Source organism: Ornithinimicrobium sp. F0845, from assembly GCF_023015765.1.
In the GTDB taxonomy this organism is placed as follows: domain Bacteria; phylum Actinomycetota; class Actinomycetes; order Actinomycetales; family Dermatophilaceae; genus Ornithinicoccus.
The window spans coordinates 51,312-75,333 of record NZ_JALKAL010000001.1; the positions used below are offsets into that span (position 1 = coordinate 51,312).

At 72.3% G+C, this 24,022-nt stretch carries 25 protein-coding genes; 12 read left to right on the top strand and 13 right to left on the bottom strand.

Translation table 11 applies throughout. The annotated features are described in order from the left end of the window. The first annotated feature begins 35 nt into the window (after positions 1-35). Together MWU75_RS00230 and MWU75_RS00235 are read left to right on the top strand one after the other, a co-directional pair. Positions 36-485 (top strand): VOC family protein, encoded by a 450-nt coding sequence (locus tag MWU75_RS00230; protein ID WP_247087292.1) that lies wholly within the window; start codon positions 36-38, stop codon positions 483-485. Beyond that, on the top strand, positions 373-786 hold the full coding sequence (locus MWU75_RS00235; RefSeq protein ID WP_247088104.1) for a VOC family protein: 414 nt from the start codon (positions 373-375) through the stop codon (positions 784-786). Before MWU75_RS00230 ends, MWU75_RS00235 begins: the two co-directional genes overlap by 113 nt. Here the strand turns inward: MWU75_RS00235 and MWU75_RS00240 are convergent. After that, positions 781-1,251: a hemerythrin domain-containing protein gene (locus MWU75_RS00240; RefSeq protein ID WP_247087294.1), complete on the bottom strand. Its 471-nt coding sequence runs from the start codon at positions 1,249-1,251 to the stop codon at positions 781-783. The two genes, MWU75_RS00235 and MWU75_RS00240, sit on opposite strands and share 6 nt — an antisense overlap. Positions 1,252-1,393: 142 nt before the next feature. Next, positions 1,394-2,182 carry a class I SAM-dependent methyltransferase gene (locus MWU75_RS00245; RefSeq protein ID WP_247087296.1) on the bottom strand — a complete coding sequence of 263 codons (789 nt, stop codon included), beginning with the start codon at positions 2,180-2,182 and terminating at the stop codon, positions 1,394-1,396. 368 nt (positions 2,183-2,550) lie between these two features. On the opposite strand from MWU75_RS00245, the gene MWU75_RS00250 reads away from it, so the two are divergent. Continuing rightward, positions 2,551-3,579 (top strand): reductase, encoded by a 1,029-nt coding sequence (locus tag MWU75_RS00250; RefSeq protein ID WP_247087298.1) that lies wholly within the window; start codon positions 2,551-2,553, stop codon positions 3,577-3,579. Between the two features lie 38 nt (positions 3,580-3,617). On the opposite strand, the gene MWU75_RS00255 is transcribed toward MWU75_RS00250, so the two are convergent. Genes MWU75_RS00255 through MWU75_RS00270 form a run of 4 tightly spaced genes read right to left on the bottom strand, consistent with a single transcriptional unit; the run spans position 3,618 to position 5,527 of the window. Further along, a complete protein-coding gene (locus MWU75_RS00255) occupies positions 3,618-4,367 on the bottom strand; it encodes a methyltransferase domain-containing protein (protein WP_247087300.1) in 750 nt (249 codons plus the stop codon). Then, entirely contained in the window at positions 4,364-4,786 is a 423-nt protein-coding gene (locus MWU75_RS00260) for a type II toxin-antitoxin system VapC family toxin (RefSeq protein ID WP_247087302.1), read from the bottom strand. Before MWU75_RS00260 ends, MWU75_RS00255 begins: the two co-directional genes overlap by 4 nt. Continuing rightward, on the bottom strand, positions 4,783-5,025 hold the full coding sequence (locus MWU75_RS00265; protein ID WP_247087304.1) for an AbrB family transcriptional regulator: 243 nt from the start codon (positions 5,023-5,025) through the stop codon (positions 4,783-4,785). The genes MWU75_RS00260 and MWU75_RS00265 overlap by 4 nt, the downstream gene beginning before the upstream one ends. After that, positions 5,006-5,527 carry a DinB family protein gene (locus MWU75_RS00270; protein ID WP_247087306.1) on the bottom strand — a complete coding sequence of 174 codons (522 nt, stop codon included), beginning with the start codon at positions 5,525-5,527 and terminating at the stop codon, positions 5,006-5,008. The genes MWU75_RS00265 and MWU75_RS00270 overlap by 20 nt, the downstream gene beginning before the upstream one ends. A gap of 68 nt (positions 5,528-5,595) precedes the next feature. On the opposite strand from MWU75_RS00270, the gene MWU75_RS00275 reads away from it, so the two are divergent. Next, positions 5,596-7,815: a hypothetical protein gene (locus MWU75_RS00275; RefSeq protein WP_247087308.1), complete on the top strand. Its 2,220-nt coding sequence runs from the start codon at positions 5,596-5,598 to the stop codon at positions 7,813-7,815. 62 nt (positions 7,816-7,877) lie between these two features. On the opposite strand, the gene MWU75_RS00280 is transcribed toward MWU75_RS00275, so the two are convergent. After that, positions 7,878-9,155 carry a threonine/serine exporter family protein gene (locus tag MWU75_RS00280; protein WP_247087310.1) on the bottom strand — a complete coding sequence of 426 codons (1,278 nt, stop codon included), beginning with the start codon at positions 9,153-9,155 and terminating at the stop codon, positions 7,878-7,880. Between the two features lie 31 nt (positions 9,156-9,186). Here MWU75_RS00280 and MWU75_RS00285 point away from each other — a divergent pair, with 31 nt between their 5' ends. Beyond that, a complete protein-coding gene (locus MWU75_RS00285; RefSeq protein ID WP_247087312.1) occupies positions 9,187-10,767 on the top strand; it encodes an HD domain-containing phosphohydrolase in 1,581 nt (526 codons plus the stop codon). A gap of 44 nt (positions 10,768-10,811) precedes the next feature. After that, positions 10,812-12,050 carry an MFS transporter gene (locus MWU75_RS00290; RefSeq protein WP_247087314.1) on the top strand — a complete coding sequence of 413 codons (1,239 nt, stop codon included), beginning with the start codon at positions 10,812-10,814 and terminating at the stop codon, positions 12,048-12,050. Between the two features lie 8 nt (positions 12,051-12,058). Here the strand turns inward: MWU75_RS00290 and MWU75_RS00295 are convergent, their stop codons facing one another. Next, positions 12,059-12,613 carry a Uma2 family endonuclease gene (locus MWU75_RS00295; protein WP_247087316.1) on the bottom strand — a complete coding sequence of 185 codons (555 nt, stop codon included), beginning with the start codon at positions 12,611-12,613 and terminating at the stop codon, positions 12,059-12,061. Positions 12,614-12,962: 349 nt separating this feature from the next. On the opposite strand from MWU75_RS00295, the gene MWU75_RS00300 reads away from it, so the two are divergent. The 5 genes from MWU75_RS00300 to MWU75_RS00320 all read left to right on the top strand — a co-directional run bounded on the left by MWU75_RS00300 (position 12,963) and on the right by MWU75_RS00320 (position 17,732). Further along, entirely contained in the window at positions 12,963-13,250 is a 288-nt protein-coding gene (locus MWU75_RS00300; protein ID WP_247087318.1) for a hypothetical protein, read from the top strand. A 44-nt stretch (positions 13,251-13,294) separates the two neighbouring features. Further along, complete coding sequence (locus tag MWU75_RS00305) at positions 13,295-13,792, top strand: SigE family RNA polymerase sigma factor (RefSeq protein WP_247087321.1); 498 nt, start codon at positions 13,295-13,297, stop codon at positions 13,790-13,792. Next, a complete protein-coding gene (locus MWU75_RS00310; protein ID WP_247087323.1) occupies positions 13,789-14,877 on the top strand; it encodes a hypothetical protein in 1,089 nt (362 codons plus the stop codon). The genes MWU75_RS00305 and MWU75_RS00310 overlap by 4 nt, the downstream gene beginning before the upstream one ends. A gap of 273 nt (positions 14,878-15,150) precedes the next feature. Then, positions 15,151-15,873 (top strand): TetR/AcrR family transcriptional regulator, encoded by a 723-nt coding sequence (locus MWU75_RS00315; protein ID WP_247087325.1) that lies wholly within the window; start codon positions 15,151-15,153, stop codon positions 15,871-15,873. An 83-nt stretch (positions 15,874-15,956) separates the two neighbouring features. Then, positions 15,957-17,732 (top strand): GMC family oxidoreductase, encoded by a 1,776-nt coding sequence (locus MWU75_RS00320; protein ID WP_247088105.1) that lies wholly within the window; start codon positions 15,957-15,959, stop codon positions 17,730-17,732. A 419-nt stretch (positions 17,733-18,151) separates the two neighbouring features. Here the strand turns inward: MWU75_RS00320 and MWU75_RS00325 are convergent, their stop codons facing one another. Next, positions 18,152-19,696 (bottom strand): M20/M25/M40 family metallo-hydrolase, encoded by a 1,545-nt coding sequence (locus tag MWU75_RS00325; RefSeq protein WP_247087327.1) that lies wholly within the window; start codon positions 19,694-19,696, stop codon positions 18,152-18,154. A 467-nt stretch (positions 19,697-20,163) separates the two neighbouring features. Here MWU75_RS00325 and MWU75_RS00330 point away from each other — a divergent pair, with 467 nt between their 5' ends. Then, a complete protein-coding gene (locus MWU75_RS00330) occupies positions 20,164-20,631 on the top strand; it encodes a hypothetical protein (RefSeq protein WP_247087329.1) in 468 nt (155 codons plus the stop codon). A 54-nt stretch (positions 20,632-20,685) separates the two neighbouring features. Here the strand turns inward: MWU75_RS00330 and MWU75_RS00335 are convergent, their stop codons facing one another. The 4 genes from MWU75_RS00335 to MWU75_RS00350 form a co-directional block, all read right to left on the bottom strand. After that, positions 20,686-21,150 carry a flavodoxin gene (locus MWU75_RS00335; protein WP_247087331.1) on the bottom strand — a complete coding sequence of 155 codons (465 nt, stop codon included), beginning with the start codon at positions 21,148-21,150 and terminating at the stop codon, positions 20,686-20,688. 4 nt (positions 21,151-21,154) lie between these two features. Continuing rightward, complete coding sequence (locus MWU75_RS00340; protein WP_247087333.1) at positions 21,155-22,717, bottom strand: aldehyde dehydrogenase family protein; 1,563 nt, start codon at positions 22,715-22,717, stop codon at positions 21,155-21,157. Positions 22,718-23,120: 403 nt separating this feature from the next. Next, the gene (locus MWU75_RS00345) at positions 23,121-23,639 is read right to left on the bottom strand and encodes a LytR C-terminal domain-containing protein (protein WP_247087334.1); all 519 of its coding nucleotides are present in this window, start codon (positions 23,637-23,639) and stop codon (positions 23,121-23,123) included. A gap of 31 nt (positions 23,640-23,670) precedes the next feature. Further along, positions 23,671-23,973 carry a type II toxin-antitoxin system VapB family antitoxin gene (locus MWU75_RS00350; RefSeq protein WP_247087335.1) on the bottom strand — a complete coding sequence of 101 codons (303 nt, stop codon included), beginning with the start codon at positions 23,971-23,973 and terminating at the stop codon, positions 23,671-23,673. Positions 23,974-24,022: the final 49 nt, after the last annotated feature.

Below are 24,022 nucleotides of genomic sequence, written 5' to 3' on the forward strand. Positions count from 1 at the left end.
CATGGGCCGTTGCCGGTGACTCTCCACCTGTATCGATGCATATCCCGTTGCCGGCGCCGATCGGGGCGGCCTACCGTGAGGGGGTGAGGGCCTTGACCCTGCAGATCGACGCATTCGAGCCCGCGGGGCTCGGGCGGTTCTGGGCGGACCTCCTCGGGCTGCCGTTGGAGAGCGATCCGCGCGGACCGCTGATCGCCGGTGACGACCGGCGGCCGGGGCTGAGGTTCACTCTCACCCGCACGGAGCCCACGGTGCCCAACCCGATCCATCTGCCCCTGACCAACGCCGTGCTCACTGACCAGGACCGGACGGTGGAGCGTGCGGTCGCCCTGGGCGGTCGCCCTGGGCGGTCGCCCCGTGCGCGTCGGTCCGTTGCCGGAGGACCCCCACGTGCTGGCCGACACGGAGGGCAACGAGTTCTGCGTCATCGAGGCGGGGAACGCCTACCTGGAGGGTTGCGGCTTCCTCGGCGAGTTCGCCTGTGACGGGACGCGGGCGGTGGGGCTCTTCTGGCGGGATGTCCTTGGGTGGCCGCTGGTGTGGGACCGGGACGAGGAGACCGCCATCCAGTCGCCCGCAGGTGGCACCATGGTGGCCTGGGGCGGTCCACCCCTGAGGCCCAGAGACGGCCGGCCACGACAGCGGTTCGAGCTTCACGTCGCCGACCCTGCGGCCGAGGCCGACCGGCTGCGGGCCCTCGGCGCCACCCGGCTGCAGGACGCCGGTGATGCTGTCCTCATGACCGATCCCGACGGCAACGAGTTCACCGTGTGGGGATCGTTATAACGGTCCCAGCACCTCGGCGGGGTCCGCCCGCAGCTTGAGCGTCTCCAGCACGCTGAGCAGCTGCCGCTCCTCGTAGGCGAAGTGTGACTCCATGATGGCTCCGAGCCCGTCGAGATGTCGCTCGAGCTCGTCCGGGGGTGCGTTGGCCCCGAGGGCCTTCTGCAGCCCGCCGATCAGATGGTTCATCGTCGAGTGGTCCTGCTCCAGGTAGCGCAGCGTGTCCGCGAGCTCCGGGTGGGCCGCGGCGATCGCCGGGAACAACCGACGGTCCTCGCCCTCGTGGTGACCGGTCAGCGCGGTGCAGAACCCGTGACAGAAAAGCAGCAGGTCCCGGCTCACTTCTCCTGCGGGTGCCCCCGCGGCCAGCGCCTCACGGGTGACGTGCAGTGCCTCGCGCAGCCGCTCGTGGACGGCGCGCAACTCGCGGCTCCAGGCGATCAGCCTGGTCTTCTCGCCCTCAGTCACGCTGAGGGCGAAGGGTCGACGTCGTCATCGTCTCTCCTTCGTATCCGGCGCCTCCATGCCTGGCACTGACTGCCACCGGCACGCGACGCTGGCCCCAGTGTAGGCGAATGGCGCCCTCAGCCTGCGCTCAGCGGTGTCCGGATCAACGTGTGCCGTGGCCCTGCACCAGCCGGTAGACGGACACGTGCGAGCCCGAGTGTGCGGTGAAGTCATTGCCTGACCAGTCGGCGTGCCGGGACTCCAGCTCCATCCCGGCCAGCCGCGCCATCAGGTCCAGCTCCGAGGGCCAGATATAGCGGTGCGGGGTGCGGCCGACGGTCGCGCGTCGCCGGTCCGCTGGGTCCTGGTCGAAGCGGAAGTGGTGCGAGACGACGCGCTGGTCGACAGTGTCGATAACGTCCAGGCCGACGTAGCCATCCGCGACGGTGAACACCTGGGCCGCGGCGGTCCGCGACGCGCCGCGCAGGTCGGGCACCCAGAGCTCGACGACGAAGCGGCCGCCGGGCCGCAGGTGGGCCGCAGCGTTGCGGAAGCACTCGACCTGCTCGTCCTGGGTCAGCAGGTTGGCGATCGTGTTGAAGACCAGGAACACCAGCGAGAACTCACCGTCGACGCGGGTCGTGGCCATATCGCCCTGCACCACGGGCAGCTTCTGCGCGTCGACCTTCTCCCGCAGCCGCGCGATCATCGGTGCCGAGAACTCGATCCCGGTGACCGGCACCCCGCGCTCCACGAGCGGGATCGCCACCCGCCCGGTCCCGACGGCGAACTCCAGCGCCGCGCCGCCGGACGCCAGCTCGACCAGCCGCTCGACGGTCGGCTCCAGCACCTCGGGCGCGAACATGTCGGTGCCCGGCGTGTCGTAGGCCGCTGCGGCCCGGGCGTCCCACAGCTCGTCCTGGGACAGGTGGTCCAACGAGGTCAGGTCCATGCGTCCATCCTTGCCCCGACCGAGCGCGCGGCGCAGGGGTTTTCCGATGCCGTCCCACGAGCACGGCGTGAAGTCTCGACGCCTTCCCACGAGCGCACGGTGCCCCCACATGGTGTCCACCCCCTCCATACGCCGAGAGTGGCCGGGGCCCGCGTGTGGACTTTGTTCCAGTGTGTGGGATTTGACCCCCGATTTGGGGTCGGATCCCACACACTGGCACATTTGCCACACGCTGGTACGGCTCCGGGCACGTGGCAGGATCAGACGCGGTCCACGGCGTGGGGCCATCAGCCAACCGGACCGCCGCGTCAGTCACTCTCAGCCAACACGGACCGCCCGTCACTCACGCCCAGCCACTGAAGGACAACATGCCCGACACCGCGCTCCTGCTCGGCGGCACCGGCACCCTGCGCCGCACCGCCGAGCTGCTCGCCGCCCACGGGTGGCAGGTGACCGTCACCGGGCGCGACGCCTCGGTGGCGCCGGAGGACTGGGCGAGGCACGGCATACGGACCGTTGTTGCGGACCGCGCCGACGAGCAGGCGACGGGTGCGCTGGTCGGGTCAGGGGTCGGCCTGTTGGTCGACGGGCAGTGCTACACACCGGACCGGGCGCGGGAGCTGGCCAGGTGGTCCCGCGCGTGCGGCTCCACCGTGATGCTGTCGGCCAAGGCGGTGTATGTCGACGGGCTGGGCCGCCACCTCAACTCACCGGAGAAGCCGGTCTGGGACGGACCGGTCACCGAGGAGCGACCGACGATGGCGTTCGCGGGGGAGGAGCACCAGTCGGCGGAGGGCTACGGCGCGAACAAGGCTGAGGCCGAACGGGTGCTGCGGGCCGAGGGGGAGCGGATCTCGCTGCTGCGGCCGAGCAAGATCCATGGGGCCGGCACACGGCAGCCGCGACTGTGGGGTGTGCTCGCGCGGGTGCTCGCCGGGCGCACGAGGATCGCGGTGCGCCACGGTGACGTCGTGGAGTCGACGACCTCGACGGAGGCGCTGGCCCGCACGATCCTGGCCTGCGCGCAGACCCCCGCAGCGAGGGTGCTCAACGTCGCCGACGGCGACCCGCGCCCGGCGCGGGAGCTGCTCGGTGAGGCGGTCGCGCTGGCCGGCGGGGCCATGGAGCTCATCGACGTCGACGGGGACGGCTGTCCGGAGGGGATCGGCCGGCTGCCGTGGACCCTCGACATGGAGCTCGACACGTCGGCCGACGTGGCACTCGGAGTGGAGCCGACCGTCTTCGCCGACGGCGCGGCGGCCGAGCTCGACTGGCTGCGTTCCCAGGCGCGTCGGGAGCCGGGCGGCACGTGGCGGCTGCCCGAGCGCCTCGGTGCCGCCTGGCCCGACCTGGCGGCCGAGGACGCCTGCCTCGCGTTGGGCGCCGCGGCCCCCTGACGGAGTCCGCCAGCGCCGCGGCCCGCTGAACGAGCAGGTCAGCGCCGCGCCTCAATGCGGTGTCGCGTTGAGTGCGCGACGACAGGGCGGCCCGCCCGCAGCTGCGCGTCGAGCGCGAGCAGCTCGTCGCGGTAACGGGCGACCGTGAAATCCGGCACCCACCACACGCACTTGCGGAGCGTCCAGACGACAGCACCGATGTCGTGGAACTCCATCCGGCAAAGCGCCGTCCGCAGATCCACCACCGTCAGCCCGGCCGTTTCGGCGGCTGCGGCCTCGCGCTCCGGGTCCCGACCCTCCGGGCCGTCGGGCCAGGAGCCGACGAAGTGGGTGATCAGCTCCGCCGCCGACCTGGGCCCGACGTGCTGTGCCAGATAGGTCCCGCCCTCGACCAGCACCCGGTGGATCTCCGGCCAGTCGGGCGCCACCGGGTGCCGCGAGGTGACTAGCTCGAACGAGCGGTCCGGGAACGGCAGGCCCTCTTTCCGGGAGGTGTCGACGACCTCCACACCCCGCGGCCCCAGGCGCTCGCGAGCCCGCACCAGGTTCGGCGGCCACGCCTCGGTCGCCGCCATCCGCGGCGGGAGCGCTGCCGCCTCGCCCAGCACCTCGCCGCCACCGGTGTCCAGGTCGAGCGCGGAGTCGACGGTGGCCAGCCGCTCGGCCAGCAGCACGGCATACTGCCACGGCGGTCGCTCCTCGGTGGCCCGCCCGTCGAGCCAGCCGAACCCCCACCCGGTGACGTCGGCCGCCTCGGCCTCGGCGACCAGATCCTCGAACGACCTCATCCGGGGCATATGCCGTGGGTCGCCTCGTCGGTCAGCAGGTGCCAGCCGAGTGAGCCGGCGGCCCGCCGATCGAAGGTGACGATGTCGGTGATGCCGAAGGGCTCCATGGCCCCGGCGATGAGGGCGTCGGCGAAGTCGGCACCTTCCTGTGCCAGGGTCAGGGCTCGGACGACTCCCTCCGCGTCGTCGAACTCCAGGCTCGTCGACGACACCAGCTGGGAGATGACCGTGAGCACGGTGTCGCGTGAGTAGCCATAGCTGCGGGTCAGCACCCAGTAGAACTCGACCAGCGTGACCTGCGTAATGAACCCAGGTCGTGCCGGAGCAAGGTCCGCCAGGACGGCGGCTGCCCGCTCGAACTGGTCCTCGTCGTCCCGCACGACGTAGCGCACCAGGACGTTGGTGTCGATGCCGATCATGCACCGGGCTCGTTGCGTGCTCCGGCCGTCGCGGCTGCATCGGCGATCCCCTCCTGCATCTCCTCGACCGTCCGTGGCGCCTGGCCAGGCCGCTGCAGGACGCCGGCGAGATCACGCAACGAACCAGTCCGCGCGAGCAGTCGGTAGTGCCCCTCGCCGACCTTGACGAACAGCACCCGCGAGCCGGCCAGCCCGAGGTCCTCCCGCACGCGGCGGGGGTCACTCGCCGGTGGCGCCATCGATCCGCTCACGCAAGAGGTCCGCGTGACCGTTGTGACGCGCATACTCCTCGATCATGTGCACGTAGATCCACCGCAGCGAGATGTCGGCGCCGGACCGGCTGCGGGACAGGACCGTGTCGAGGTCGGTGATGCCCGCGGCGAAGGCACGGGACCGCTCGACCGTGCCTCGGTAGGTCGCGAGATCGTCGGCCACCACGGCGTCGGCGAGGTTGTCGAAGTCGCCGTCGGGGTCCTGCTCGCTCCAGTAGATCCCCGGGATCTGCCCGTCAGCCAGGTCGTCGTTGAACCAGGCCTCAACCTCCGCGAGGTGGCGCAAGAGACCCAGCAGGGTGAGGGTCGACGGCTCGCACGAGCGGGTCTTGAGCTGCTCGTCGGTCAACCCCTCGCACTTGCGCAGCAGCGTGTCGCGGTGGAAGTCCAGGAAGCCCTCGAGGATCGCCCGCTCGCTCCCGGAGTGGGGCGGGTCCTGCCGGTCGGAGGCGAAGAGGTTCTGCGTCATGGGCGCCCACCCTAGGCGTGCCGTCGCTGCGTCGGCACCCGGTTTTGTGGGAGCCTGAGCCGCGCACCATGGCCGTCCAGCGGCGGCGACGACGCAACAGAGGGGACGGCGGCACGATGGACAGCGGCTCGGCAGAGGCACGGGGCGGGCGCCGGGTGCGCGGGTGGCTGCAGCGGCGCTGGTTGACCGGTCCCGGCTGGACCGGCGCGACGGTTGCGGTGGCCGTGACCGCGCTGGCCCTGTGGGGCTGGCGCGCGGCCGAGCAGATCCTCCCCGGCGCCGCGGCGGCGTCCTGGCGGATCCTGGTCAACGACCCGCTGCTGGCCTGCGGCGTGACGGTCGTGGTCGCCCTCCTGCTCACCGGTGTCGTTGCGGCGCTGCGCCGACACTGGCCGGTGCCCTTCCTGGCCGTGCTCGTCGGGGCGCTGCTGCTCCTGGTCACGATGGGCGCAGGAGCCTCCCGCACGGCCTGGCTGCTCCTCTGCGTGGTGGCCGTGACCACCGCCGCACTGATCGGCGGCGCCGTCGGCGGGCTCCTGGCCGGTGGCTCGGCACGTCCGGGCCGTGGCCGGGTAGTCGCAGCAGCCGTCAGCGCCGCCACAGTGGCCGTCGTTGCGGCGGGACTCGCCTGGCCCGGCCCCGGTGCCGACGCCCCCGACCTGCTGGCCGTCCGGGGAGGTGAGGCTCCGGCGGACCCCTCGGCACGCGGTCCGCACGAGGTGACGTCCACGTCATACGCCAGCGCTGTTCCCGGTCCGACCGACCACTACGCCTCCGCCGACGTGACCACCTCGCCGGTCGACGCGAGCGGGCTGATCAGCGGCTGGCGCAGCGGCGACACGCGCAGCCAGGTGTGGGGGTTCGACGCGTCAGCCCTGCCGGTGAACGGCGCGGTCTGGGCGCCGGCCGAGGGTGGACCGTTCCCGCTGGTGCTCATCGCGCACGGCAACTCCCCGCACGCGGACAGCGACCTGGGGTTCGCCTACCTGGCCGACGTGCTGGCCAGCCGGGGGTATGTCGTGGCCTCCCTGGACATGGGCTTTCTCAACACCAGCGTGCTGGACCGGGCGGGAGGCATCGTCGGTGCCGACCGGACCCGGGCCTGGCTCGTGCTGCAGCACCTGCGCCAGTGGGCGGCCTGGCAGGAGGGTGGCGGGCCCGTCGCGGCCCAGGTCGACCTCGGCCGCGTTGCCCTGGTCGGCCACTCCCGCGGCGGGGAGGCCGTCGCCGCCGCCACTGCCCTGGACGCACTCGGCTCCGACCCCGAGCTGCCGGGCCATGACCTGACCACCGGCGTCACCATCAGCAGCGTCGTGGCGCTGGCACCCAGTGACGGGCTCGTGCCGGTCGGGGGCGAGCCCGTGGTGCTGCAGGACGTCAACTACCTCACCCTGGCAGGGAGCCACGACGCGGACGTGGGGGCCTTCGCCGGCAGCAACCAGTACGCCCGTACCGCAACCTCGGATGACACGGTGAAGGCGGCGGTCCTGATCCACCGGGCCAACCACAGCCAGTTCAACGCCCGGTGGGGGCGCTACGACGTGGGGCTGGGGCTGAGCAAGCACGTGCTGGACACGGCGGCCCTGCTCGCACCGGAACAGCAGCGGCAGGTCGCCACCGTCCTCGTCTCGGCGTTCCTGGATCACACCCTGCGCGACGACCGGGCCGCGGGCACCCTGTTCGACGGGACGCTGCCCGAGGCAGGCTGGCTGCCCGACACCGGCTACCGGGTGGCGGCCGCCTCGGGGGAACGCGGTGGGGTGATCGGCTTCGACGACGCCGTGGTCGGTGCCGCGGGACTCGACACGTCGCTCGGCACGGTGCCGGTCGAGGGTGCCTCGGCCACGGTCGCCCCGCTGCCGCTGCGGGTCGGCACCTCGGACAACCCGGCTCTTCACCTGTCGCTCGACGGCGGCCCGGCGAGGGTCGGGATCCCGGTGGAGGGCCTCGGCGCGGACGCCCGAGTGGTCGTCGACCTGGCGCAGCTGAGCGCAGGCGGCGCACCGGTCACGGTCCACCTGGAGGTGACCGACGCGGGCGGCGCGGTGGCGACCTGCCCGGTCACCGGACCGGACGGCATACCGGATCAGTTGTCCGGGCAGACCGTCAAGCTGGCGGTGCTGCAGCCCACCGCCACCAGCGAGCCGGCCCTGCAGTCGTATGCCGTGTCGCCGGCCTGCGCGTCCGGTCCCGGGGGCGATCTCGGGCCGCCAGCGTCGGTCGCAATCGTGCTGGAGGCCGAGGCGTCCGCGAGCGTCCTGGTGGACAACCTCGGCGTGGTCCCCTGACGGTCTGTCCGTGGGCAGCCGGTCTATCCGTGGGCAGCCGGTCTGGCCCGTAGGCAGCCGGGCTAGTCGCTGGGCAGACGCCGGCGGGTGCCGGGCAGGCGGCGCAGCAGCGGCAGCAGACCCACGCGGCGGGCGACCGACCGCATCGGCCGGGCCAGGGCGGCGCCGACGACGATGCCGAGGGCGATCGCGGCGACGATGATCACGACGCCGCCGAGCGCGCCGATCGCCGTGTCGGGCGCCACCTCGATGCGGGTCAGCGAGACCAGCCCGAGGGAGCCCGGCACGAGCAGCCAGAAGCTCGGCAGGAACGCGATGACCCGCGGCAACTGGGGGCGCAGGAACTCCACGACGGTGGCGACCAGGCTGGCGGCGGTCGCGCCCAGGAACGCGCCGAGCCACGGCGCGTCGGACAGCGCGTTGCCCGCGGTCAGGGCCAGGAAGGTGGCCAGGATCGTCGCCAGCAGCCAGGGCACCATCGAGATGGACACCGACTCCATCAGCGAGATGGCGATCGTCACGATGACGACACCGACCACCGGAGCCCACCACCCCAGGGGACGGGTCAGGTCGATCTCCTCCGGAGGGACCCGCAGCAGCACGACCGCGGCACCCATGCCGAGGGCGAAGAGCAACAGCTGGGTCGCGCCGTAGCCGAGCCGGGCGGTGCCCGCCATCATCGACCCGGCGGCGAGCTCGGTCAGCCCGGTCACGATGAGCGCACCGGGCAGCAGCACGGCGATGGGGGCGACCAGCGTCCACAGCGGCGAGGAGACCAGCCCCTGCCCGGCCGCGAGGAAGGCGATCATCGCGGCGATGAAGGCGGCGAAGAACGGCATCAGGGTCCGCACGAGCGCGCTCCGCCCGGAGAACACCATGAGCGTGACCGTCCACGGTGCGATCAGGGCCGCAAAGAGCACCGAGGGCCAGCTGGGCGCCAGCACCAGGGCGATGCCGACCGCGGCCAGCAGGCCGCCGCCGAGCAGGCCGCCGTGGGCGTAACGGTGCGGCTGCGCCCGCAGCGTCGACATCTTCGCCAGGGCGTCCTCGACCGTGATGGTGCGGGTGCGCAGGCCGGCCTGGAGCACCGACACCTCGGCCAGCTGGTCCAGCCGCAGACCGCCCTCCACCCGCTCGAGGGTCGCCGGCTCCCCGGACGCGAGGGACAGGGTGATCGCATTGGGTGAGCAGGCGACCTGCGTGCGGGGATGGCCCAGCGCCGCCGCGACCGCCCGCACGTCCTCCTCGGCCTCGTGGACCGGCATGCCCCCGGCGAGCAGACCGCAGCCCAACCAGGCCAGCAGACGTCGGGTGCGGGTCTCGTCGGTCTCTGCGGGCACGGGCCCATTCTTCCTCAGCAGGACCTGCAGTATGCCGGGGGAGACTCTGGTGCGCACCGGCCCGCTGTGCCATCGTGGAGAGGTGTTCCGCCTGCTGGGCCTGCTCGGCGCGCTGTCCCTCGGCACGGACCTGGGATCCGGGTCCCCGCTGGACGAGTCGCTGCGGCGCAGCGTGGTGGCGACGCGCTTCGCGACGGCGCTGGGGTGCCCGGGTGACCAGGTCTCCGACGTGCTCTACGCCTCGCTCCTGCAACACCTGGGGTGCACGGCCTACGCCCACGAGAACGGGCAGCGGTGGGGCGACGACACGGCCTTCGTGCGCCTGGCCTTCGGCACCGACTTCTCGGACAACCGCGACGTCTGGCGGACCTTCGTCACGGGCCTGGCGGAGAGCAGCGGCCGGTCCAGGGTGGGCGTGCTGGCCACCACGCTGACCACCGCGCGCAAGGACGCCACCCTCGGACCGACGGCCACGTGCGAGGTGACCCGGCAGGCCGCCGGGCGTCTGGGGCTGTCCGACACGGTCCAGGTCGCGCTGGTGCACGCGCTGGCGCAGTGGGACGGCCGGGGCTACCCGGACGTGCGTGGCGAGCAGATCCCCCGGGCGACCCGACTCGTGCACGTGGCCTCGGTCGCCGTGCAGACCGACGCGGAGGCGGGACGTGACGCGGTGGTGCCGGAGCTGCGGCGCCGCTCAGGGACCGTGCTCGACCCGGCGCTGGTCCATGTCTTCGTGGAGCGGGCCGGTGACCTGATGGACACTGGGGACGCGGACCCCTTCGACCTGGCCCTCCAGTCGGAGCCTGACCCGGTGCGGTGGGTCGACGTGCCGGGCGTCCGGGAGGTCTCCCGGACGTTCGGCGACCTGGCGGACCTGAAGAGCCCGTGGTTCCAGGGGCACTCGGGTGCGGTCGGGGAGCTGGCAGCCTCGGCCGCGGCCGGGCTCGGCCTCGGGGAGGCGGAGGTCGAGACCGTGCGGGTCGCGGGCTACCTGCACGACCTGGGGCGCATCGGCACACCCAGCAGCATCTGGGACAAGCCCGGCACCCTCACCCGCAGCGAGCTCGAGCAGACCCGGCTGCATCCCCAGCTCAGCGAACGCATCCTCTCGCGGGTCCCCGCGCTGGCCGAGGCGGGTGCCCTCGCAGGGCAGCACCACGAGCGCCTCGACGGCAGCGGCTACTTCCGCGGGCTGGGGGGCGCGCACCTGTCGGTCGCCTCGCGGGTGCTGGCGACGGCGGACGCCTACCGGAGACTGGTGGAGGACCGGGCGCACCGGCCGGGCACGGCCCCGGCACGCGCGGCCGAGCGGTTGCGGGCCGAGGCGAGGGCGGGCGCCCTGGACGGCGACGTCGTGGAGGCGGTCCTGCACGCGGCCGGGCACGGCACCGCGTCGCGAGGAGCCCGGCCGGCGGGCCTCACCGCGCGGCAGGTCGAGGTGCTCCGGCTCGTGGCGGCCGGGCAGTCGAACCGTCAGATCGCCCGGAGCCTCAGCATCTCTCCGCGCACGGCCGAGCACCACGTGCAGGACACCTACCTGAAGATCGGTTGCTCGACCCGGGCCGGCGCGGCCCTGTTCGCGATGGAGCACGGGCTGCTCAAAGATGGGTAACCCTACCCATCCGCCCGGTGGCTGCGACGGACGACGCTTGGTACATGAACACCACGGAGCCCAGCGCCCGCGCCCGTGAGTCCGCCGCGGCGGAAGCCCACCCCCGTGAGTCCGCCGCGACGGAGCGCTTGCTGACCCGTTCGCTGGTGCAGCTGACGGCGGCAGACCTGGCCTACTTCACTGCGGCGGGGGTGGCGATCTACACCCTGCCGATGTTCGTCACCGGACCGGTGGGGTCCGGACGCGCTGGGGCCGGCCTGGCGTTCGGCGCCTTCGCGGTCACCGCCCTCGTGCTGCGGCCGTTCGCCGGGCGCCTCACCGACCGCCACGGCCGACGACCGCTGCTCCTCGGGGGTGCGGCGCTCGCCGCGGCGACCATGCTGCTCACCGGACTGGTCGAGGACCTGGCTCTCGTCATACTCCTGAGGCTGCTGCTCGGAGTGGCCGAGGCGGCCTTCATGGTGGCCTCGTTCGCGGCGGTCGCCGACCTGGCACCGCCGAGCCGGATGGGCCAGGTGCTGAGCTACAACTCCCTCGGGCTCTACCTGGGTCTGGCCGCGGGGCCGCCGCTCGGGGAACTGCTCACCAGGAGCCTCGGCTTCCCCGCTGCCTGGACCGGGGCGGCGGCACTCGCCGGGTTGGCCGTCCTGCTCGTGGCCGGCCTGCCCGAGACGAGGTCCTCGGAGCCAGGGGCCGCATCCGGGGCGGGGCGGACGGGGCCGGCGCACCAGCCGGTCGTGCACCGACCCTCGATCCCGCCGGCGCTCGGCTTCCTGGCCTCGACGATCGCCATGAGCGCGTTCCTGGCGTTCGCTGCGCTGCACGCGGACGCGGTGGGTCTGGCCGGCGCGAGTCTGCCGCTGACCGTCTACGGCGGCGTGGTGGTCCTCGGCCGGATCAGCTTCGCCCGCTTCATGGACGTGCTGCCACCGCACCTGGTGGCGGCGACTGCCCTGGTGACGATGGCGCTCGGACTCGCAGCGGCCGCGCTCTGGCAGTCGGCGGCGGGTCTGCTGGTCGGGGCCGCCGTGCTCGCGCTCGGCGTCGTCTTCAGCACGCCCGCCTTCTTCAGCGCGATCTTCGCGACCGCCGGGCCGGCGGAGCGCGGCGCCGCCGCCGGGACCGCCAGTGCGGCGATCGACCTGGGCCTCGGCGCCGGCCCGATCGCGCTGGGTCTGGTGGCCGAGGGGCTCGGGCTCCCGTGGGTGTTCGGCGCCGGTGCGGCCGCGGCCCTGGTGGGCACGGTCTGGACGGTGTCCGTCGCAGCCCGGGCGGACCGCTGAGGCCGAGCTCAGTCCGCCAGCAGCGCGCTCGGGGTCAGCCGCACCGGGAAGGGCGTGGTCACCGCCACGGGTTGGTCGCCCTGGGCGACCACCACCCGCTCGTAGGTGCCCTCCTGCAGCTCCCACATGGTGACGGAAGGCACCAGGGGGTCCACCGTCCAATAGGACGCACAGCCCGCCTCGCGGAACCGGTCCCGCTTGAGCGTCAGGTCGATCCGGCGGGTGCTCGGCGAGAGCACCTCGACCGCCAGCACCGGGGCAGTCGGCAGGTTGCGGTCGGTGAGGTCGCCGCGGCGGGCGACGAGGATGTCCGGCTGCAGGCTGGTGTCCTCGGAGAGGTCGACGTCGAAGGGGGCCATCAGCACGACGAGCTCATGAGGTTTGTGCTCGTGAAGCAGCCGGGCGAGCCCGAAGGCCGCGGTCTGGTGCCACCGACCGGGTGCCGGCGTCACCAGGATGCTCCCGTCCAGCAACTCATAGCGGATCGCCGACTCGCCCTGCGCGGACCGGAGCTCCTCCAGGTCCTCGCGGGTCATCGGTCCCGCGTGCGGGATGACCGTCATGGTCCCCATTGTGCCCCCTTTCGCTCATGGCCCCCACCGTGCCACGGATCGCGCCCGAGCCTCGCGGGTTGTCCACAGGTGCCGTGGCACCATGCCTGGGTGAGTGAACCGACCGACCCCGTGCCTGCTGACGACCTCCCCGCCGACGTCGCGGGCGGCCCAGGCTGGGTGATGGACGGCGCGAGCCTCCGGCCCCGGATCACCGACCTGACCGCCTTCCGGGAGGGCATGGCGACCGACCCGCTGGTGGACGCGATCGAGGCCCTCTGGTCAGGTGACCCGTCCCGCGCACGCGAGCGACTGCATACTGCCGAGTCGTCGGTGCGGGTGCGCGCCCTGCGCGCCGACTGTGCCCGCGCCCCTGGGCGAGGTCGACGAGGCCCTGCGGCAGTATGCCGACCTGCTGGCCGAGTGCACCGGCTCGCCCTGGGAGCCGGTCCTGCGGCAGCATCACGGCAAGGCGCTGCTGGCCGCCGGACGGGTGGAGGACGCGCTGGCGGAGTTCGAGACCGCCCTCGTGATGCGGGTCGAGGCGGGTGCGCCCGCCGATCTGGTCGCCTCCAGCAGCCAGGCACGCGACCGGGCCCGGCAACTCGTGGCCGCCCGGCACCAACCTCCGGGGCCCTCCCCGCGTTGAGTCACTGAGGCTGAGCCGACGGGGCCAGCCGAGGAGGAGGTCCGGTGGCCGAGCATGAGCGGGAGTTCGAGGCGTGGGCGCTGTCGCGCCAGCGCGACTTCCTGCGCTCGGCGATCCTGCTGACCGGCGACCAGTCGACAGCGGAGGACCTGGTCCAGGACGCTCTCCTCAAGGTTGCCGACCGCTGGTCGCGGCTGCGGCACGAGGCGCCGGACGCCTATGCGCGGCGGATCATCTACAACGCTGCTGTGTCCCGATGGCGGCGACGTCGGCGTGAGACGCCGATGGACGAGCTGCCCGAGACGGGTGTCGCCGGCCGCAGCGAGGCATGGGTGGCCGGGGCCGATGTCCGGGCGGCGCTGCAGGCGCTGACGCCGAGACAGCGTGCGGTCCTGGTGCTGCGTTACTACGACGACCTGTCCGAGCAGCAGATTGCCCAGACCCTGGGGGTCACGCCGGGGACGGTCAAGAGCCAGGCGCACGTGGCGCTGCGCCGGCTCCGGGAGGAGTTCGGCGTCATGGTGGCGGAGGAGGCCCGATGAGTGACCTGCGTGAGTTCCTGGATCGTGGCGTGGCCGGCGCCCCCGAGGTCGACCTTGTCGAGGGAGTGTGGCGGACGGCCCGCCGGCGTCGCCGGAACCGGCGGCTCGTGGCCGGTTCGGCCGTGGTCGCCGTGGCGCTCGGAGGCTTCGCGGTGAGCCAGTGGGACCGTGCGCCGGTCGACCTGGCGCCGGCCGTCGAGACCACGCCGTCGCCGGGGCCGGTGGATGACCTGCTGGTCGCGAACCAGGCCTTCCTGGCCGGGATGCGGGCGAGCGGGCTGCAGGTGGACTACCGCCCGCTGAAGAGCCCCACGCTGGCCATCAGCCCGGCTGCCGCCTACGTCGTCGTCGGGGAGGTGTGGGACGTGCGGGCCCGCGGCGACGACTTCGTCGTCACTGTCGACGTGGCAGAGACCATCCCGGAGGACTTCCTGGCGCGAGATCGGATCGACGTCCTCCTCGACAGCGGGCCACTGCACGAGGTGACGCCGCAGGTGAGCGCGGCCGTCGGTGGTCCCGTGCTGGTGGTGCTGCGCAACCAGGTGCAGCCGGTGGACGAGAGCGCGCCCGTCCGGCCCTATGTGGACGGGTTCTGGATCGACGTCCCCGGCGGGATCGGCAATCCCTATACCGACTACGCCGACATGCGGGCGGACTGGCCGCCGGTCGGCTCAGTGGAGGAGCTCGCGGACGTGCTGTCCGAGGCGGAGGTGGCCGCCCGGCGGGTGCCACCGCCGCTGCCGGTCGAGTGCTCGACCTCCTGGCAGAACCCGCCACCCCTGAACTCGACGGGCCTGAGCGCACTGGCCCTGCAGACCGCGAACGACCTGATCGGGATGGCGGCGACCTGTGACGAGGAGGCCCTGATCGCCCGTGCCCTCGCCGACGGCACCGTCGTCGCCGTCGGGGAGGGCGACGTGGGCCAGCAGCTGGCCACCCCGGACGACAACGACGCCTACCTCCGGCTCGAGGCCACCTTCGGGGTGCCGGCGACGAGGGAGGGCGACCAGCACGTGTTCGAGCTCGAGGGCTGGCGGGTCGTCGTCGCCAGTGACGGCCGCTGGGTCGAGTTCAGCCGCGAGTAGGCGCTAGGTCAGGGGGGTGCCCTAAGGTCCTTCGGGTCGATGCCGTGGGCCCAGGCAAGGAGCGGATCACCTTCACCACGTCGCAGACCTCCCACCGGTCACCGGGACAGGGGTGCTGAACGGTGTGAGACTGCCACGCCTCGGCGGCCACTCCGCACGGCCTGCACTTTTGGTCACGCAGAAGTCGTCGCATGCGACGTCTTCTACGCGACCGAAACTGCTGGTCGCAACCGGCGCTGCGTGCAGTGCTCTCGGATGTGTGATGATCCGGGCATGACCGAGCACACCCCGCCGACCGAGACCCACGAGCCCGGCGTGCGGGAGCGCAACCGTGCCGAGGTGATGGCGCAGATCATGGCCGCGGGCCGTCGCGAGCTGGCCGAGCACGGGGCCGACGGGCTCTCCCTGCGCGCGGTCGCGAGGGAGATCGGCATGGTCTCCTCGGCGGTCTACCGCTACGTCGCCAGCCGTGACGAGCTGCTCACCCTGCTCATCATCGAGAGCTACGACGCCGTCGGGCTGGCGGTCGAGCGGGCGGCGGAGGGGGAGGGCACCGCGGCCGAGCGGTTCGTGGCGATGGCTGCAGCGATCCGCGGCTGGGGCCGTGAGCACCCGCACGAGTTCGCGCTGCTTCACGGCTCGCCGGTCCCCGGCTACCGCGCGCCGGATGACACCATCGCCCCCGGCACACGCGTCCCCGCCGCGATGATGGGGCTGCTGATCGAGGAGTATGCCGCGGGCCGGGTCTCCCCGCCTCTCGCCGGCGAGGACGCGCCGATCAGCGCAGCACTGAGCGCTCAGCTGGACATCGTCCGGGCCTTCTTCGGTACCGAGGTGCCTGACGCGGTCCTGCTCCGGGGGATCGCGGCGTGGACCCAGGTCTACGGCCTGATCAGCTTCGAGCTGTTCGGTCAGTTCAGGAACACCTTCGAGCCTGCGGACGACCTCATGGACCACCAGTTCGCCCTGGCCGCGGCCCGTGTGGGCATCGCGTGAGCGCGACGACGCGCACGAGGGGTTGGCCGCAGGGGCATCCCTGGCGCAGGGCCGCCCGGAGCGCACGGGAGCACTGGGACGTCATCGTCGTCGGCTCCGGGTTCGGCGGGTCCGTGGCGGCCCTGCGGCTCGCGGAGAAGGGCTACCGCGTGCTGGTCCTGGAGGCCGGAGCCTGGTTCGCCGACGCCGACTTCGCGACGACCTCCTTCGAGCTGCGGCGCTACCTGTTCCGTCCCGAGATCGGGTGCTACGGCATCCAGCGCATCGACACGCTCAACAACGCGATGATCCTCTCGGGCGCGGGCGTCGGGGGTGGTTCCCTCGTCTACGCCAACACCCTGTACGAACCGCTCCCGGAGTTCTACACCGACCCGCAGTGGGCGCACCTCACCGACTGGCGGGCCGAGCTCGCGCCCTACTACGACCAGGCCAAGCGGATGCTCGGCGTGGTCACCAACCCGACGCACACCCCGTCCGACGAGGCACTGCGTCAGGTCGCCGAGGAGATGGGCGTGGGGGACACCTTCCACTCCGCGCCGGTCGGCGTGCACTTCGGCACGGGCGCGGGGGAGCCGGTCGCCGATCCCTACTTCGGCGGGGCGGGACCGGAGCGCCGGGGTTGCACGGAGTGCGGCGAGTGCATGACCGGCTGCCGGCACAACGCGAAGAACACGCTGGTCAAGAACTACCTGCACCTGGCGGAGAGGCTCGGGGCACAGGTCCGCCCGCTGAGCACGGTCACCCGGATCCGGCCCGTCGGTGCCGACGGGCAGCACCTACGCAAGGACCTGCAGAACCTCCCCAACGACGTGCAGAACCTCCCCACGGATGCGCGGGAGGCGGGCAAGACCACCCCAAGAATTGGGGAGGGTCGGTACGTCGTGACGGTGAAGGACACTCGGCCCACGCGGCCCGGGCGTTACGAGCTCACGGCGAGCCACGTCATACTCGCGGCCTCTGCACTCGGGACCCAGCGCCTGCTGCACCGGATGCGGGAGACGGGTGACCTGCCGGAGCTCTCGCCGCGGCTGGGGGCCTTGTCGCGGACCAACTCCGAGTCGCTGCTCGGGGCGATCCGCACCGGCGACGGGCCGGACTTCAGCCGGGGCGTGGCGATCACCTCCTCGATCCACCCCGACCCGCAGACGCACATCGAGCCGGTCAGGTACGGCCACGGCTCCAACGCGATGTCGGCCCTGCAGACGGTGCTCACCGACGAGGTCGAGGGGACGCCGCGGTGGCGCACCTGGGCGGCGGAGCTGTGGCGCCAGCGGCGCATCCTGCCCAGGATCTACGACCTGCGGCACTGGTCGGAGCGCACCGTGATCGCGCTGGTCATGCAGTCGCTGGACAACTCGATCACCACCTTCCCGCGCCGCACCCGGTTCACCCGCCGCTGGGTGCTCGGCAGCCGGCAGGGGCACGGCGCCCCGAACCCGACCTGGATCCCGGCGGCCAACGAGGCGGTCCGCAGGATGGCCCGCATCGTCGGCGGCGTCCCCGGCGGCAACATCGGCGAGCAGTTCAACCGGCCGCTGACCGCACACTTCCTCGGGGGCTGCGTCATCGGCGACAGCGCCGGGACGGGGGTCATCGACCCCTACCACCGGGTCTTCAACTATCCCGGCCTGCACGTCGTCGACGGCTCCGCGGTCTCGGCGAACCTCGGCGTCAACCCCTCGCTCACCATCACCGCCCAGGCCGAGCGCGCGATGGCCCTGTGGCCCAACAAGGGCGAGCCCGACCCGCGCCCCGACCTCGGCGAGCAGTATGCCGTCACCCGCCCGGTCCCGCCCCTCACCCCCGCGGTGCCCGGCCCCGCGCCCGGCGCGCTGCGGCTGCCGATCACGCCGGTCTGAGGCGGGTGCGCCGGCCCGGCCCCCGCCGTCCACGCGCTCGTCCCCCCGCCACCTGCCCGGCCCCGCAGCCCACGCGCCCGTCCACCCGCCAACTGCTCGGCCCCGCCGTCCACGCGCTCGTCCACCGCCACCTGCTCGGCCCCACCGTCCATCGTCTTCGAGCGCCTCGCTCATCCTCGGGCCGACTGTAACCAGCTCGAAGCGACACAGGGCGCTCGAAGACGGGGGTCGCTGCCGTCCTCGCGCTCGAAGACGGGGGCTGCCGCCGTCCTCGCGCTCGAAGACGGGGGCAAACACGAGGATCACCGGCACCACGGGGGAGCACCGGCACCACGGGGGCGCGGACAGCACGGCGCCCCAGGACCGGGAGTCGTCCTGGGGCGCCGTGAGTCGGGCCAGAGGTCAGTGACCTGCGGCGGTCATGTTGCGAACGTGCCTTCCGGGCCGGCGGGCGCCGGGATGCGGAAGTTGCCCGGGACCTTCTTGCCCTTGACGCCGTTGACGGACTCCGTGGAGTAGGCGAAGGTCAGCACGGCGAAGGCCACCGAGTCGACGTTGACGTCCAGGGCGTGCATGCTCACGTTGCCCAGGTCGTCGCACGCCTGGTGGTAGCACGGGTCGAACCAGTCGCCCGCCGTGCCGCCCCAGATCGCGGCCTGCTCGTCGGTCTTCACGCCCTCTGCGCCGGTGAACAGACCACCGGAGGGGATGTCGTTGGCGATGAAGGCCTGGTAGTCGCTGCGCCCGCTGAACTGCGAGTCGTCGTAGGGCTCGCCGGCGAGGGTGTAGAACGACTCGAAGGTGCGCTCGATGGCCACCGAGCCCTCCGGGATCGGCACACCGGCCGGGGCCGGGAACGTCGACTCGTTGGCGTCGTAGACACCGAGGTAGTAGTTGGGCGAACCGATCATGTCGAAGTTCAGGTAGAGCGCGATCCGGTCGAGCTCCTCCTGCGACTGGTCGGCGACCCACTCGGTGGAGCCGATCAGGCCGATCTCCTCAGCACCCCAGAACGCGAAGCGCAGGGTGTTCTGGGGCTTGTGGTTGCCCAGCTTCTGGGCGACCTCGAGCAGCCCGGCCGAGCCGGATCCGTTGTCGTTGATGCCCGCGCCCTCCTCGACGCTGTCGAGGTGCGCACCGGCCATGACGACGTTGTTGTCGTTGCGGCCCGGCAGCTCGGCGATGACGTTGAGCGACTCCTTGATCACGTAGTCGACCTGGACGTGCGCCGTGGAGCCGTCCTGGGCCAGGGCCTCGCCGTCGGCATATGTCAGCCCGACGACGGGGATGGTCACCACGGACGGCACGAGCGTCGGGTTGAGCGGCCCGCACCGGTCCGGGGTGTCGCACTGGTTCATGATGAGGACCGCGCTGGCGCCGGCGGCCTCGGCGTTCTCCGCCTTGAGGCCGAAGGCACAGGTCCCGCGCTGCACGAGCGCGATGTCACCGGGGGTGAACCCGTCGAAGTCCGCGGCCTCGCAGCCGCTGGTGCTCGCACGCGGCGGGTCCAGGGCGAGGTCCACGCCGCTGACGGCAGCCGTCACGTCACCCTCGCCGGACCCCTCGGCCACGTAGTGGCTGTAGGTGGCCTGGACCGGCGTCAGCTGTTCGACCACAGAGTTGGTGCCCTCGTAGTCGAAGGGCACGGCCTCGGCGTCCCAGCCGGCGTCCTCCATGACGTCAATGACGTAGTCGACGCTGGCCTGGTATCCGGGCGTGCCCTCGGCACGGCTGCCGTGCTCGTCGGCGATCGCCTGGAAGGCCTCGAGGTGCTCGAAGGCGCCGTCGCCGCTCACGCAGTCCAGCAGCTTGGGGTAGGTGTTGTTGTTGCGGTTGTCGCACGCGACGGGGTTGGGCTTGGTCGGCGGGGCGGCGGTGCTGGGGAGGGCGACGAGGCCGGAGACGGCCAGCCCTCCCGCGGCGATGAGTACGCCGAACCGACGCATCCTGGTGTGCTGGTGCATGAGCGACCTCCATGTCGCGAGGGGACTCGACCCGCAGGGTTTCGCGGGCGGCCGGGGCGGGACAGAACCTAGTCACCGTCCTGCTCGCAGGGAAGAGACTTTGCCAAGTCATAGGCCAGTAATGGGGTGATTGTTGCGATTCGTCCTCGGGCCGGCGCATCAATGGCTGGGTGGCTCGACGTCGGGACTTGACTCAGCCTTTACCAAACATTTACCAGCGCTCTATAGTTCGCGCAGTGAGCGCATGTATCTTCCGGTCCGCTCTCCTGAAGGGAAGTGCTCGTGGGCAGACACCTGGCGACCACGGACGAGGAACGTGCCGACAGTCGAGACGGCCGCGGATGAGCAGGCGGCCGGGCGCTCGGGGGGCTGACGCATGGGGTGGCGTGGCGTGGTTGCACGTCCCCGGGGTCGTTGCCCTCCCCTCCGGGCGACGCGTGCTGGTGGGGCAACGGGAGAAGACGTGGGTGACCCTGGAGCTCCTCGGGGGAGTGCGCATCGTCGTGGAGCTGGGCGAACCCCACGTCGTCACCCTGTCGCTCCACCGGGCCCGCGGTGAGCTCGACGGCCCGCCCGCGACCCGACCCCAGGGCTCCCCGGCGACGGTGGCCATGGACGTCCCCGGTGGTGGCCTGGTGATCAGGGATGTGCCCGCCACGCACCAGCGCTCCCGCGAGGAGGGCCAAGTCGCGGGTGCGGGCCAGTTCAGGGTCACCGTACCGCCCGCCATGGTGGGGGAGTATGTCGATGTGCTGGCCGGTCTCCCGCTCGACACCCGGCCCTGGGCGGTCCCCGTCGCCGGCGTGCGCCTGTGGCGTGGCCGGGTCAACGACGACGGGTGGGCGCTGGTCGAGCTGCTGGGCGACGAAGAACGGCGGTGGGGCGCGGAGATGCCGGTCGTCGCGAGGGTGGACCTCGGCCTTGGCCAGCACTGAGCGCAGTTCAACGATTGCGGTGACGCTCGGCATACTGTGGGGCCGTCGAGGGCATCAGTCCTCGGGCATGACGGTGGCCGCGAGGACGGCGCCGAGCTCCTGGCACCCCTCGATGGCCTCCCGGTCCGGTGCGCCCATCACCTCCAAGGTCGGGGCCACCGCCTCCCAGCCCAGGGCCGAGGTGATGCTCCCGATCGCCCGGACGGCACCCTCGAGTCCCTCGTTGCCGTGGACGTAGGCCGCGAACGGCCGCCCCCTCGTGGCCTCCAGGCACGGGTAGTAGACCTGGTCGAAGAAGTGCTTCATCGCCCCGGAGATGTAGCCGATGTTCGCCGGGGTCCCCAGCAGGTAGGCGTCGGCCTCGAGCACGTCCACCGGGCCGGCGGTCAGGGCCGGCCGGACCACGACGTCGACGCCGGTGATCTCCTCGTCCCGGGCCCCTGTCAGCGCCGCCTCGAGCATGGCCTGCATCCCCGGGGAGGGGGTGTGGTGGACGACGAGCAACCGCCGGGAGGTCATCTGCTCACGCCCTCCACGGCCGCTTGCCGTGCACCAGCGTGAGTGCGGTCCTGAAGATTCCGTCCACGCGTGCCCGGCGCTCGAAGTTGGTCATGCTTACGGGCGGCGTGAAGCGCTGCCTCGCCACGGACTTGGCGTAGCAGAACTCGCGCAGCCCGTCCTCGCCGTGGATCCGGCCGAAGCCGGAGCCGCCCACGCCGCCGAACGGGAGGGCGGGCAGGCCGGCGAAGCCCACCACGTTGTTGACCGAGGTCATGCCGCTGCGCACGCGACGGGCGATCTCGGGGCCGTTGCGACGGGAGTAGACCGCGCCCCCCAGGCCGTAGGGCACCGCGTTGGCGACGGCCACGGCCTCGTCCATGTCGCTGACCCGGTCGACGGTGATCACGGGACCGAAGGTCTCCTCGGACTGGATCCGGGCGCCGGTCGGCGTGTCGACCAGGACGACCGGTTGGATCACCCGGGCCGGGTCGGAGATCGGCGCGTCGTCCGGCACCTGAGGTCCGCGGGGTGCGTCCTGACCGGCCTGCTCGCCCCGCACCACAGCCTGCTCGCCCCCCACCGCGGCCTGCTCGCCCCCCACCACGGCCCGCGCGCCGGCGGCCACGGCCTCGGTCACCTGGTCGCGGATGATGCCGAGCTGCTTCGGCAGCGTGATCGGCCCGAGGTCCGCGTCCTCGTCGGTGCCGGCACGCAGGTGGGACGCCTCCCGGCAGATGGCGGCGACCAGCTCGTCGTACACCGCCTCGTGGGCCAGCACCCGCTCGACGCCGATGCAGGTCTGACCGGCGTTGCTCACCCCGCCCCAGACCGCCGCCAGCGCAGCGGCCGCGACGTCGGCGTCCGCGTCGACGATGAGGGCGTCCTTGCCGCCGCCCTCGATGAGCACGGGCGTCAGGGTCTCCGCGCACGTGGCCATCACCTTCTGGGCGGTGCGCGTCGACCCGGTGAAACCGACCTTGTCGACGCCGGAGCGGCACAGCGCGTCACCGACCTCCGCGCCACCCTGGACCGCCAGGAGGACCGGTCGTCCGACGGCCCGCTCGAAGCTGTCGACCAGCCACTGACCGGTCTGCGGCGTGAGCTCGGAGGGCTTGAACACCACGGCATTGCCGCCCGCCAGGGCGTAGCCGATGGAGCCCATCGGCGTGAAGACCGGGTAGTTCCAGGGGCCGATCACGCCGATCACTCCGAAGGGGAGGTACTCCACCGTCGCGGAGAGGTGCACCGCCAGCAGCGTCGAGCCCACCCGTCGGCGGCCCAGCGTCCTGCTGGCGTGCTTGGCCGCCCACGCCAGGTGCTCGACCGCCAACCCGATCTCCAGCACGGCGTCCCCGTGCGGCTTGCCGGTCTCGCGGCGCACGACCGCGGCCAGCTCGTCGAGGTGCTCCACGATGTCCTCGCGCCACCGGTCCAGCAGGTGCCGCCTCCCGGCGAACCCGATCGAGGACCACCAGGCCTGCGTCTCCCGGGCCAGGGCCACCGCCTCATCGACGTGCACAGCCGGTCTGCCACCGCCGTCGGTGACGGAGGGGTCGGCCGGCCTGACGGCATACTCGGTGCTCATGGGTCCATCCTCCCCGCTGGAGTGACGGTCGCCAATCATGAGAAGACTCTCATCGAAGTCTCACGGGATTCTCACGGCGGGTGCCATAGCGTACTGAATACGCACAATGCGCCCGGTGCCCTGTTGGCAAGCAGTGGTGACGGGTTCTCGGAGGACATGTGCCGGCGACTCGATTGCCTGAGAGTCCCCTGGCACGCTCGGTAGGTCCCGCGAAGCCCCCCCTCCTCGCGGGGCCTACCGCCGTCCGACGTGGGTGGTCGGGCTGGTGACCCGCGCGGTGGTCCCCCCGAGTCAGGTCCTGGCCGTCACTGCGATGGCGACCAGGTCCTGCTCGAGCTCCGCGCGGGTCACCGTGACCGCCCTGCCACACGCGTGCGGACCATCGGCCGGTCCGCGGAAGCCGTCAGCCCGTCGCGCTCGGCGAGTCGCCCGGCGCGGGCTCGAGCTCGACGAAGTCGGTGCCGATGTAGAGGTCGATCTCGTTGATCTCGCGCGTGTCCTCCACGAGCACGGCGCCGGAGATGTAGGTGGCCAGCAACTCGGCCGCCTCCTGGTTCGCCGCACCGAAGCGGATCTCCGCGACCTCCGGGGTCTGGGTGCCCGCGGGGGCGTCGGCCACGGCGTCGATCTGGAACCCGTGCGTGCTCAGGGCCTGCGAGGTCCGCCCGGCGATGCCCGTGACGCCTGAGGCGTTGTAGACGTTGACCGTCACGTCCGAGGGAGCCAGCGACGGTGCGGTGGACGTCGCGGTGACCTGGTCGATGTCGCCGCCCTCGGTGCCGGGCAGCCAGCCCTGGTAGTAGGCGACGGCGTAGCCGGCGACAGCGATCAGCAGCGCGACCAGCGCGGTCAGCACCAGGGCGGCACGGCGCCGACGGCGGCGCGCGGCGGTCGACATACCGGCAGTACGGACGTAACCCACGGGAAGCTCCTTGTGATCCGGTGAGCGAACGCTACCGAGCGGTGGGGGCGGGGACCACGAGGACACGCCCGTGCACGAACGGACGACCTGCGAGCGCGGCCCGCAGGGCCCGGTGCAGACCGTCCTCCAGGTAGAGCTGGCCGTCGTAGTCCACCACGTGACAGAAGATGTCGCCGTAGAACGTGGAGTCCGCCGCGAGCAGGTGCTGCAGGTCCAGCGTCGCCTTCGTCGTGACCAGCTCGTCGAGCCGGATCATGCGTGGCGGCAGGTGCGACCAGTCCTCGAGGTGGTGGGGAGGGTATGGCTGCCCGTCGCCCACTCCCTTGAAGATCATGCTCCCAGTGTAGGGAGTCCGGCGGGCCGGACTCACTAGAGTGCTGCCC